The sequence below is a fragment of the Ornithinimicrobium faecis genome (assembly GCF_023923225.1).
In the GTDB taxonomy this organism is placed as follows: domain Bacteria; phylum Actinomycetota; class Actinomycetes; order Actinomycetales; family Dermatophilaceae; genus Ornithinicoccus; species Ornithinicoccus faecis.
On the sequence record NZ_CP099489.1, the window covers coordinates 4,272,951 to 4,285,517 of the forward strand.

The 12,567-nt window shown below is 64.6% G+C and carries 5 protein-coding genes; 3 read left to right on the forward strand and 2 right to left on the reverse strand.

Annotated elements, in window-relative coordinates:
- Nucleotides 1-132: 132 nt before the first annotated feature.
- Complete coding sequence (locus NF556_RS19710) at nucleotides 133-9,165, reverse strand: Ig-like domain-containing protein (RefSeq protein ID WP_252592889.1); 9,033 nt, start codon at nucleotides 9,163-9,165, stop codon at nucleotides 133-135.
- Between the two features lie 50 nt (nucleotides 9,166-9,215).
- Nucleotides 9,216-9,809, reverse strand: coding sequence for a hypothetical protein (locus NF556_RS19715; RefSeq protein WP_252592890.1), 594 nt, complete (start codon nucleotides 9,807-9,809; stop codon nucleotides 9,216-9,218).
- Nucleotides 9,810-10,089: 280 nt separating this feature from the next.
- Here NF556_RS19715 and NF556_RS19720 point away from each other — a divergent pair, with 280 nt between their 5' ends.
- The 3 genes from NF556_RS19720 (at nucleotide 10,090) to NF556_RS19730 (ending at nucleotide 12,540) form a co-directional block, all read left to right on the forward strand.
- Complete coding sequence (locus NF556_RS19720; RefSeq protein WP_252592891.1) at nucleotides 10,090-10,710, forward strand: winged helix-turn-helix transcriptional regulator; 621 nt, start codon at nucleotides 10,090-10,092, stop codon at nucleotides 10,708-10,710.
- Nucleotides 10,711-10,837: 127 nt separating this feature from the next.
- Nucleotides 10,838-11,908: a glycosyltransferase gene (locus tag NF556_RS19725; protein ID WP_252592892.1), complete on the forward strand. Its 1,071-nt coding sequence runs from the start codon at nucleotides 10,838-10,840 to the stop codon at nucleotides 11,906-11,908.
- The gene (locus tag NF556_RS19730; RefSeq protein WP_256829366.1) at nucleotides 11,905-12,540 is read left to right on the forward strand and encodes an arsenate reductase/protein-tyrosine-phosphatase family protein; all 636 of its coding nucleotides are present in this window, start codon (nucleotides 11,905-11,907) and stop codon (nucleotides 12,538-12,540) included. Before NF556_RS19725 ends, NF556_RS19730 begins: the two co-directional genes overlap by 4 nt.
- Nucleotides 12,541-12,567: the final 27 nt, after the last annotated feature.

The window sequence follows — 12,567 nt, forward strand, 5'->3', positions numbered from 1 at the left end:
CTCGATATGCCCACACCATATCTCTCTCCTAGATTCGCGCGGATGCGGAATCAGTTCGCACGTGGTTGAAGTGGTGGCACTGGCAAGGGGGTGGGCGACCACAGAAGGCCACCCACCCGCAGTTCCAGGTTCCTACGGCTGGACGAGGTTGGCCGGCTCGACGTTCGTCAACAGATACACGTTGTCGTTGTAGTCGTAGTTGATGCCGGAATAGTCCATCGCGGCGAGGTAGCTGCCGGGGATAGCATCGCCGGCACGGTCCTTGACCGGCCACAGCCGCAGGTGATGACCAAGTTGGCAACCCTCGTTGCCGGAACCACATTCATCAGGAGTGGTGTTGTTCAGAGTCCAGTCGCTGGACTCCGGGTCGATTCGCCAACTCCAGGTGGCCGGGCCAGGGGTGAAGCTGTTCACGGCCGGACCGCCGGAGGAACCATTGATCCTGGGCAGCAATGACTGTGCCCACTGCCCCTGGTGAGTCAGCGCCACGTTCCAGTTGTTCTTGTTGCCCACCGGGTGCCAGCCGAAGCTAGCAGTATTGCTGCAGCAGGTGTGGAAGGCAGCCAGCTGGCGAACGGTGACGGGCTCAGACGTGTCGAATCGCTTCCAGGTGGCAGAGAGGACCTCGTCGCCGATTGCCTCCAAGCGGCCGTCGTTGTTGATCTGTTGCCCTGCCCCAACGATGGTGGTCCCGAAACCGAAGGCCTCGACGATCTCGTCGACATCCGGCTCATTGCCGCCCTCACTCTGCGACTGCCAGATCGCGCCGAGCTCGACCTTCGTCGTCGGGCCTTCGCTGCCGTTGTGCCGGATCAGCAGGGCGGACTCGAAGTTGGTGTTCTGTCCAGAGCCAGTGCCGATGAACTCCACGGACACTGAGACGGTGTCACCCACTCCGATGGCGATCGGAAGCTCCGGAGGGTCGACAAGCGTGAACGCCGACTGGTCCATGATGTCCAGGGCGACCACCTCGATCGACTCGCTGCCCTCGTTTCCGAGAATGACCGAACCGGTCGACGCAGTTGCCGGGTTGCTCGCGGTCGACTGGATCCGGCTCATCACGATCCGGTCATGGAATGGTGCCGCCTCCGGGTTGGTGAGCGTGAGATCGCCCTCGCCCACCTCGACGATGACGAACTCCACGGATCTCGTGGTCGCGTTCCCGGCGCCGTCGGTTGCGGTGACCTCGACGGTGTGGTTGCCGGTGCCCGTGACCTCGAAAGGCGTGGTGTAGTTAAAGGTGTCAGAGCCATCCACAGTCACGTTGACGAACTCCAGCGTCCGGTCTGTCGCAGTGACTGTGACGGTGACCGGTCCGGTGTAGGCACCGTCATCGCCCTGACCGTCAACGGCCAAGGACAACTGGGGTGGCACAACGTCGCCGGTGGCAAAGCTCGTGATGCGCACCCACTGCACCTTGGTGTTGTGACCGGTCGAGGCCAGGGTGAGAGCCCCATCAGTCACCTCGAGCGTCGCCTCACCGACGTAGTAGTCACCAAGGGCAGATGGCTCAAAGGCGTCTACAACCACAACACCCTCGGCCTCCACCCCGTGCACTGAGTCGATATATCCCGGGTCTCCCACCGACACCTCGACCTGATACTCGCCGTTTCGCAGGGCGTACTCCCACTCACCGTCGACCACACCGGGGACCTGGTTGTCATCCATGATCACCAAGGTCTTGTCGGCCTGGTCGGCAGCACCGGCACGCTCCCGGGTGTCGGCGGCCTTGTCCGCCCCACCCTCGGTCCGCACCCAGCCATAACCGCGCTCGCCGTCAAAGAGTTGGCCGGTGTCTGCCAGCCAACCTTGTGGAGTGACAGACGCTGCGGGCTGGAAGTTGACCTGAGCAACGACCTGCTCCACCGGTGTTCCGCTGCTCATCGGCACGATGTCGATGTAATTGATCTTGGTGTTGATGCCGCCGATCTGATCAACAGTCAGGGCACCGTCAAGCACCTCGACCACAACGGTGCCCTCTGTGTGTCGGGCATCGGACCCGTTGGCAGCCGATGAGTTGGGGAATGCCTCAATCGCGTTCACGCCCTCGACGTTGATGGTGTGTGATTCAGGTGCATCGCCCTTGGAGGGGTCACCGACCGAGACCGTCACCTCGAACTGCCCGTTGGGCACCGCGATCTGCCATGCACCATCGCTCAGCACACCACCATCGCTGTCCTCTGGAAGGTCCATGTGCATCAAGGTGTCAAGCCGTTGGTCATCGTTCAGGTTGCGATCACGGCCGTTGCCGACCAGGTCCAACGGCTCGAGCAACTGGTCATCGACCCAACCGAAGGTCAGGCCCTCGCCCTGACTGACCCCCGCGCGCTCGGCATACGGCTCGCCGAAGTCACGCAGGTAGCCGTCCGGCACGGGGGCGGTCTCCAGCTGGAAGTTGACCTTGATCGGGTCACCCTCAGCCGGAGGCTCCGGCTCCTCGTCGAGGAGCGGCGTGATGTCGAGGTAGTTGATCTTGGTGTTCTCACCACCTGCCTGGTCGACTGTCAGTCTGCCGTCGGTCACCTCAACTGTCACGGTCGCTGACTCGTGCCGGTCATCCGATCCGTTCGGCGCACTCGACTTGGGGAAAGCGTCGATGGCATTGCTGCCCTCCACGTTGATCGTGTGCGCCTCAGGTGAACCACCGTCTTGAGCATCTCCGACTGACACGGTCACCTCGTAGTCACCGTCCGGAAGGGCGATCTCCCACGTGGCCTCACCGGATATGCCGCCCGAGGCGTCCTCCGGCAGGTCCATGTGGACGAGCGTGTCCAGCCGTTGGTCATCGTTCAGGTTGCGATCACGGCCGTTGCCGATGATCGATAACGGCTCTGAGCCGGCATCCACCCAGCCGTAGCTGAGTCCGCCCTGGTCTGCAGCCGTCCGCTCCGCGTAGGCCTCGCCAAAGTCCCGCAGGTAGCCCTGCGGAAGCGCGGAGTCGCCGGTGCCGAAGTTGACCGAGATGGTCTCCCCGGTCACTGGCGGCTCAGAACCGTCACCGGCTGCCACCACGTTGTCCAGGACAAACACATAGTCCTGGTAGTCACCGTTGGCGGCATCCTCGAACGCCACCAGGAAACGGTCGCCGGTCAGCGGATAGATCCGGGCACGGTGCAGACCACCGCTGTCGTTGCGAGCGTCCTCGGTGTATCCGATGCGGTTGAAGGTGTTCGACTCATAGAACACACCGAACGCGCCAGTCCCAGGGTCGAATGACGTGCCGCCGGAGTCCAACTGCGGGTTGAGCGTCTGCAGTTGACCGTTGGCCACCACGCCGACCTGGGTTGGCGTGACCGGCCCCTCGGCTGCGGCATACCACCCGAACGGCAGGTCCTCCTGCGGTGCGAACGCCGCGACCGGCGTCATCGTCACCGGACCGTCAGAGGCCCGTTGGAAGAGTGGCTCCAGCACCTCATCGCCCTTGGCCACCGGCTCGGTGCCGCCGGCCAGACCCGACCACCCGGTGCTGATCCCGAACTGGAAGGTGTCCACGACCTGCTGCAGGGTCGGCTCGTTGCCGCCCTGGTGGCCCGCGAAGGCGAGCGCACGAAGCGACACGTTGACGCTGCCCTCGCCGTCACCGAGCACGAGAGATCCGGTGCGGATCCCTGCGCTCCCGCTCGGGTCAAAGGTCACCTCGATCTGGGAGGCCTCCCCGCCGGGGATGGTCAGCCCGGAGTCGACCGTGAAGTCACCCGCGTTCGCACCCTCGACGCTCGCGCTCACCTCGACCGGCTCGGAGCCGAGGTTGGTCACCGTGACCTCCCGGGTCTCGGTCGGGTCATCACCGTTGAGGGTGGCGGACATGATCAGCTCGTCCTGGTCGGCCCGGATGCCTGCGGCCTGCTCACCCTCGGGCACCCGCAGCAGGTAGAGCTGCTGCGGTTCGCCACCCCGGTTGTACTGGTTGATGTAGATGTTGCCTGGGTTCACCTCGGTGTCCTCGACCAGGTCGAGCGGGTCGACGTAGCCCGTGAATCCAGGGATGTCCGTGCCCGGCTGGGTGCCAAGCACTTCGCCGTCACCCGCAACCTGGAAGGTCAGGATGTCATCGTTGGCACTGAACCTGATCACCATCATCCGACCCTGCAGCGCACCACCGAAGGTGTTCGAGGTGTACTCGATAACCCCGTTCGGCGACTTGTTGAAGTCGAAGTCGAAGGCCACCCCGTGGTAGTTCGGGTCTGGCTCTCTGTCGGGGTTGTAGGCGGTGCCGTCATTGAGCACCCACTCGCAGCGGGTCGGGTTGGGGTGGCCGTAGAAGCCGCCCTGCTCCACGTCAAAGAGGAAGTCTCTTTGCGTGGGCAGGTTCCCAATCGGCGGCACCGAGCCACCGGAGTACGGCTGACCGTCGATGCGGCGCGTCGTGCACTCCTCAGTGACGTCGGTCCCGTTTCCGTAACCATTCTCACCAGTCGCCTGGTTGGAGACCATGGTGAAGGTCCCGTCGCCGTTGTCCTGCACACCCGGGGCGTTGGCGCCACCAGCTGTGCCATTCGTCGGCACGTAGATGTGGCCGTTCGAGTGCCACAACAGGTCGTAGGCGTTCCGGATGCCGGTGGCGTAGATCTCCAGGGGAGCACCGTCGGCATACGGGTCGTAGGCACCGCCCAGTTCGGCCGTCTTCACATCGGTCGGACCGTCGGCCAGAGCCTGGGCGAGGGCATCCTGTGGGTCGAACCGCAGGACCGCAGCCGTCAGTTGGGTCTCGCCTCGAGCACCCCAGGCACCGTCAACATCGCCAGCGGCTTGGTTAGATCCCTGCAGGAAGTACAGCCAGGGGGCGCCGCCGTCGCCGGAGGGACCGTAACTGATCGAATTCGACAGGTGGTCCGACTTGGAGCGCGGCAGGTTGACGAACACATCGGTGACGACCGGAGTGGCGCCGCTGAAGTCGATCACGGAGAGCGTCGAACCGAACTTGGCGCTCTCATTGCCGATGTTTCCCGTGGCGTGTGTGACCCATGCCAGGTCCGGGTTGTTCTCGTCGAACAGCAGTCCCACCGCTGCCCGCCCGTTCAGGACGTTCAGGTTCTCGGCAGCACCTAGCGTGCCGTCAGGCAGGATCTCGTATCGGTACATGCCTTGACCGATCGTGGTAGCCCACAGGTAGCCCTCGTGCACCACCAGGCTCGCGAAGTACTTGCCGTTGGTGTTGCCGGATGCCGTCGGCAGCAGGACCTTCTCAAACTCGGCACCTTCGACGGGGACGAACTCTTCCGGGTCACCCGGGTCGCCGCCACTGCCCTCACCGGTGGTGAAGGTGGTCTCGAACGGTGCAAAGGACTGACCGGCACCATCGAGCACGCCGTCGATGACATAGCGGTAGGTCGAGTTCGGCTCAAGAGGAGCGGCCGGGCTGATCGCGATGGTGTCGTTGCCTCCGGTCGAGCCTCGGTTGCCTTCGACCTCGACGTCGCCGGTCGCGGTGACCTTGAACAACCTGACTGCCTCGTCTGTCAGCGAGGTCTGTCGGTCTGGATCCACAGCGATGCCAGTGCCGGGGACACTGACCGAGGCCGACACGGCGGTGTCGAGCGACACATCGGTGGCCCGGTTGGCTGGGACGGTCAGCGTTGCGTGCGGCTGTGCTCCCAGGCTCCGGATCTGCACGTAACTGATCTTGGTGTTGGCCCCACCCACCGCAGTCACGGTGAGCTTGCCATCCGTCACGCCGGCGTGTGCCGTCGCCTCCAGGAACTCCTGGGCCGAGTTGGCCTGGAACTCGCGGATGATGACGCCGCCCTCGACATTCAGCGCGTGCAGCGAGTCGTAGGTGCTGCTGCTGGGCTGATCACCGACTGCAACCGTCACCTCGTAGAGGCCGTTGGGCACGGCGATCTCCCAGGCACCCGGGTCGCACTCGTTGGCGGAGCAGTCCGGGCTGCCGTCGTAGACGGTTCCGATATCGCCGTACTGCATGTGCTGGAAGGTGTTCAGGAGCGGCTCGATTCCAGCGCGGGCTCGATCCCGGGTGTTTCCGGTCATGTCCAGTGGAGTGTCCGTGCCCTGGGCAACCCAGCCGTATTCCAGGCCGTCCCCGCGGTCGCCGTAACCGGCACCGATGTCGGCAATGAAGCCGTCTGGGACTGCGGTGGGGGCCGGCTGGAAGTTGATGTCCAGCGCGATGTCGTCGACCACAGTGATCTGGAAAGTCTCCTCCCCGGTGTCCGTGCCGTCATCACCGGTGACAGTCACGTCATACGGACTGCCTGCCACGGTGCCCTGGTCCAGGGTCCCGGAGATGTCGCCATCGGCGTAGGTCAGGCCGGCTGGCAGCCCGTCGACCTCCACAGTGATCTCATCGCCATCCTCGTCAAAGGTGCTCACGGGGATGATCGTCTGCTGACCCTCGAACAGCGTCCGGTCACCAGTAAGCAGCACCTCGGGAGCGATGTTCGGCTCCTCCGGCACCTCCTCCTGAGTCACCGAGAAGTCGCCGAAGGTCATCGTGACCGAGTTGGTGGCCTCGTTGCGGGCGGTGGCAAAGACACCGGCGAAGCTGGTTGGTCCGCTGACCCCGTCGCTCAGCACAGCCCCTTCGAAGAACGACTCGGGGATGCCCTCGAACGTGCCCAACTCGATGACCTCACCGTCACCGACCTGGTAGGAACCGGTGGCGGTGTTAGTCGCGGCGTCCAAGACCATGGTCAGCGTGACATCGGTTCCCTGCGGGAAGACCGGTCCGTTCATCTCGTTGGCCGTGCCGGAAGCGACGCCATCGACCTCGCGCTGGAACTGGGCTCGGACGTTGGAGCCGGCCTGGTTCTGCACAGTCAGGTTGACCAGGTTGTCCTCGTCAAGTCCGAACCAGATGCCGCCCTTCTCAGAGTTCGCCGAGGTGTCGAAGTCTGGCGTCACGACGGTGGAACTGACCGTCGTTGTTGCGCTCTGAGCCACGACCCCGACACCCAGCGCGTTGAGCTGCGTGTTCGTGCCGGCGCTCAGGGCTGGAGTCTGATACTGGATCCCACGCGTTGCGGTGATTGTGAGGCCATCACCGGTGACATCGAGCAGGTCAGCCTCGTAACCGGGCACCTCAGCGTTGCTTGGCTCGCCGTCGGCGGGGAGCCGGTCTGAGGGTGGATCGACCATCGTGAACCCGATCCCCTCGCCGTCCACGTCCTGCAGTCCAGCGTCAGTGCCATCAAGTGCCAACTCGACAGGCGTCTCCGGCGTGATGGTGGCACAGGGCAGGCTCGACAGCGGCGAGCATGACTCGGCGGGCTCATCGGCGGTCACGACGTGCTGCAGATTGAAACCAGACGCACCTGACGTGCCACGGACGACCCACTCGTAGGAGCCCTCTTCCACCGGCCAGGACAAGACTGATGGGTTTTGTCCAGCATTAGCGCTGGCGACGACACCGCCATCCCCGTCCATGAGGTAGAGCTCCAGGTTCGCCGCAGCATCATCCCAGGACAATGTGCCGCTCACCTCGCCAGTCGTGCTGACGCCGAACGAGTAAGCGCGTGCCGACTCCGTCGCGGCCTCAACCGTTCCCAGCAGGGTCCACGCCAGGGCACTGGTCTGGATCTCCGGGACTGTGAGGGTGTAGTGGGCAGCCCCCTCCGCTGCACCGACATAGAGTCGATACATCGTCCCCGCCTCAACGGCGAAGGACATCGTCTCGGCCGGCAGCCCAGTGCGGGAGAGTCCGACCAGTGGCCCGCCGTTGGGCTTGGTGGGGTCCGCCACCTCACGCACATAGAGGTCGAGGTCGGCTGCTTCATCCCAATCAAGTTCCGCAGTGGCGATACCGCTGGACGGCGCGATGTAGTCGTGGGACCGGAGCAACTGGGGACCGCCCCTGACGAATCCCGCCTGTCCGAGGTAGGACCGCTCCGGTCCGACCTGGAGATCCCAATCGAGGGAGAAGTTGGTCACGCCACTGTCGACCAACACGTCGAAGGTGTAGTCACCGGGCTCGAGCGCCTCGGCAGACACCACTTCCGGGTGGGCATCCGTGCCGGCGAAGGCAATCCCGTTACCGTCCGCGTCACGAATTCGCAGGGTCAGGTCAGCATCGTCGTCCCATGACAGCGCACCGGTCAGCAGGCCAGGCTGCACCACGGGGATGGTGAAACTCTGCATGCGACGTCGGTCCATATCCACCGTGCCGGAAAGCGCTGAGCTGGGGGCCTCAAGAGAGGCCACCAGGTCGAACCCAGTCGGCGAGGTAGCACCACGCACGATGACGCGGTACCTGTCCCCGGCTGACACGAGCAGACTGACCTTCTCGCGTTCTGCGTTGGTGACGGACCGCTCAACGATCGTGCCCGGGACGTCATCCGCTCCCAGCTCACGCACGAACATGTTGAGGTCGGCGTCCTCGTATGCCGTCAGGTCCAGGGTGAGCACCCCGTCCTCGACGATGTCCAGATCGTGTGCCGCGAACGTCGTGGTTGCGCCGTTCGGGTAGGTCAGGCCGATCTGGTTAGTCACCTTGCGGGCGTCCCCCACAGAGATGGGACCAGTCGATCGGATGTCCGTCGTGAGCTCGTAAGCGGCCAGCGCTGGGGCACGAGACCGGACAACCCACTCGTAGTCACCAGCAGGAATGTTGAACGTGGCTCGCTCGGGGTGCGCATTGGTCTGGACACTGGCAACGACGCCGTCGGCGGATCGCAGATGCACAGCCAGGTCGCCATCGCCAACCCAGTCAAGGCTCACGCCGACGGCCCCGTCTTCTGACAGGTTGAACGCGTGAGTACGGCTCGTGTAGCGGTCCGGGTCCAGAGTCCCCAGAAACGTGGTGCTCTCGCTCGAGTGAATGTTGGTCAAGAGCGTGTAGTCCGAGGCCCCTGCCGCGGCTTGCACGGAGATGCCGTAGCGCTCGCCGGCCACTGCAGGGAAGGAAACCTGCTCAGGCTGCGAAGCGGTGATGCTCGTTGTCACGACTTGATCAACGGCACCATCGGACAACGTGTAGATGCGGAGATTGAGGTCCGCCTCGGGGTTGTCCCAATTCAACTGGACGGACATCGTCCCATCGGTTGTCGCCGTCAGATCGTGTCGTTGCCACTTCACCCCGCTGGCATCAACCGATCCTCCGGCTTCTGCCGCCCGCGCGACCGGGGCCTGGATCACAGCGAGAAGGCTGAACAGGAGAGCCAAGACGCCCAGGAAGGCGACCGAAGGCTTGAAGGACAGGGGACTGCTCACGGGGGTTCCTCCAAGTGCTTGCGCGGGGGTTGGGTGGGGTTGCACAGGGCTCATCGGTCGTCGCCCTCCGGAGCGTCTGGCAGCAAGGTCTGCAGGCGGTCATTGAATTGGTCCGCGTCCTCATCGAGGTCGTCGAGGGACTCCGCCGCGGGGTCTGATTCGATCCCGGCGTCCCACTCAGCCGGGTCACCCGGATCTGACGCAGATGTCTCTGAGGCATCGATCGCCTCGTCAAGCTCTGCTTCAGCCTGCGCGACGTCGTCGCTGAGCGGCACCCCGTCCTCAACGGCGGCAACGAGGGCCGCCACGTCAGCATCTGACAGTTCATCGGTGGCCGTCTCGTCTAGAGAGAGCATCGTGCGAATCTCTTCGTCGCTGGGTTCGGCGCCGGGGCCGATCGGCACGGTCGAGACGCCGCCTGCCCCTGCGGGCCGCCCACTCAGGCCCACCGGTTGGGTGTCGTCCGCGGGCGTGGAGTCGCCCCCCACCTCGACAGTTGGCGGCGTGCCTGCCGCCAGGTCCGGGTCCTCCCCCAGATCCATCTGCCAGATCCCGACGACGCCAGCGGCCACGACCAGCAAACTGGCACCGCCGACCACCCAACGCTTGGGGTGCGACGCCTTCCGGCGGCGCTGAGTTTGCATAGCTTGTTCCACGCGAGTCCCTCTCTCACGAAACCTTCGGTTGCCAATGAAGATCGTGGATGGTCCTTGAGGGGGCCTCGCGGTTCGGTCACAAATCTATAACAAGTTCCAAGTTTTGGTCATTCATAGGTAAAGACTAGGTCAGGTCTCGTGCACCCCTGCGCACGAGAAGTGCCCCCGTGAGCCAAGAGAAGGAACCATCACTGTGACTGCTGGCGCCCCCCTCACCATCGTTCCGTTCTCTGCCGACCCACAGGTCCTTGATGATTTCTTGACCTTCGTGAGCGACCTCAATCTCTCGTTCCAGGTCGAACGGCACCCCGAGACCGTGGCATTGGCAGCGGGTCACCGCCCTCGATCCGTCATCGTGGCACTCGGCCTGGCGGAGGGTCCTATGGAGCAGTTCATCCGAGATCTCACGTCATCCGCTGGGCCGCAGCACACCGTCTTGGCGCTGGTGCGCGACCTCAGCGAGGAGCAGGAGTCGACCTTGCTGGAGGTCGGTGCCCGAGACGCACTCAATCTCCCCTCCACAGCCGGTCGGCTCCGAGCTCGACTGGCCCTGGCCATGCGTGGATTCCCCCTCCCCACGTCAGATGTCGCCGAGGTGGTGCGCCGTGGCTGTCTGGCGATCCATCTCGGCCGACGGGAAGTGCGGGTCCACAACGAAGAAGTCGGGCTCACCAAGACGGAGTTCGACCTTCTGGCCAGCCTTGCCCAGCGCCCCAGGAATGTGCTCAGCCGGCAGGAACTCACATCGGCCGTGATGGGGCACGACCATATGGGTGCACGGGCCCTCGAGTCACACCTCAGCCGCCTGCGCCGCAAGATCGAACTCGCCGGCGGACCGCGACTCGTGGAGCCGGTCCGCGGGGTCGGCTATCGACTCGGCGTGTCCTGACAGCGGCAGTCCTGTGCTGGACAAGGCACCGCAACCTCAGGCAGGGCACGGTGGCCAAGCAATTCTGCTGTATGCCGTGACAGCCCCTGAGACGGCCGTCTCCTTCTTGCGTGGTCAATTGGCCTTCATGGCAGGCCAAGGCTATGCCGTGCACCTCCTGTGCGGTTCCACGAGCGCCGAGCTAGAAGCGCTTTGTCACCGTGAACATGCCACATTGCACGTCGCTGAGACGGCGCGGGAGCCGAGCGTCAGATCCGATCTCAGGAGCTTCCTCGGGGTGCTCCGATCAATGAGATCCCTGCGCCCCCACGTCCTGGTCGCAGGGACACCGAAGATGAGCCTCCTGAGCCTGGTGGCCGCGCGAATGCTGCGGGTGCCGGTCCGCATCTATCTGTGCCACGGACTTCGATTCGAGGGTGCCAACGGTCTTGCACGACGGACACTTCAACTGCTTGAGCGGGTGCTCATCACCTGCGCCACGGACGTGGTGGCGGTCAGTGCAACCGTCCGTGACGCCCTCATCACTATGGGAGCATCCACGGCCCGGCTCCATCTCGTCGGGCACGGCTCCGCGAACGGCGTGGACCACCACCGGTTCACTTCTGAAGTCCCTGACAAGGTCGCGACTCGGCAGTTCAGTGACGAGACACCGTTCGTCCTACTGTTTGTTGGGCGGCTCACGCGCGACAAGGGGACGCTGGAACTCGAGGCCATCGCACGGCACTTTTCCTCCAACCCCAACGTCCTCCTCAAGATCGTCGGGACACCCGAAGCGGCCGACCAGGAGGACCAACGGCGAATAGAACGCCTGACCACCATGGCAGGCGTCGACTACATTCCTCACGTGGTTGATGTTGAACGCGCCTATGGCGCGGCAGACCTCCTCGTGCTGCCCACTCGGCGCGAGGGGCTGTCCACGGTCGTGATCGAGGCAGGTGCCTGCGGCGTGCCGACCGTCGCCTATGCCGTCACCGGGACGATCGACTGCATCCAGGACGGTGTGACCGGCACACTGGTGCCCCCAGGCGATCTCGGTGGTCTCATCCGGGCGATTGAGACTTTCGCGGACGACCCCGAGCGCACCAAAGGCGCTGGGCGTGCGGCCGCACGCTTGGTGAGAGCCCGCTTCGACCAACCGGTTGTCTGGCAGTTGTGGGCAGAGTTCCTGGCGGCGCGGCGGGAATCGTGGGCCACATGACCCAAGGCGCATCCCAGGGGACCTCAAAGGACGTGGGCCCACCTTCCGGGCCCCAGCCTCCAGCACCCCAAATCCTGGTGGTCTGCACAGGCAACGTGTGCCGTTCGCCCCTGGTCGAGCGGCTCTTGCAACCAGTGCTGGACCGGGTGTTCGGGATCGGCGGCGTGGGAGTGCGATCCGCCGGAACCGGCGCGCTGACCGGCGAGCCGATGGACAGGCGCGCTGCAGGTGTGCTCCTTGGCCTCGGCGGAGACAGTGCTGGCTTCGTCTCCCGACAACTGGAACCCACGATGGTCGCGAACGCCTCCCTGGTCCTCACCGCGACCCGCGAGCATCGGGCCACCGCCGTCCGAATGCATCCACGAGCGCTGCACCGCGCCTTCACTGTTCGCGAGTTCGCCGCGCTGCTCCGTGGCGCAAGCATCGAACGGGTGCCCACCGACCCCGTCGCATGCCTAGCGGCGCTCGCGGAGGTGGCGATGTCTCGAAAGGTGCACCTGGCCGGCCAGAATCCCAACAACCTGGACATCGTCGACCCTTATCGCAGACCCGATGACGCCTATGCCCTGATGCGCGCCCAGATTGCCCCGGCCATCGAGATCATCGGAGCCGCCCTGACGCCTGCACGGTGATCGCGGCTCATCGGGTTAGGCTTCCCC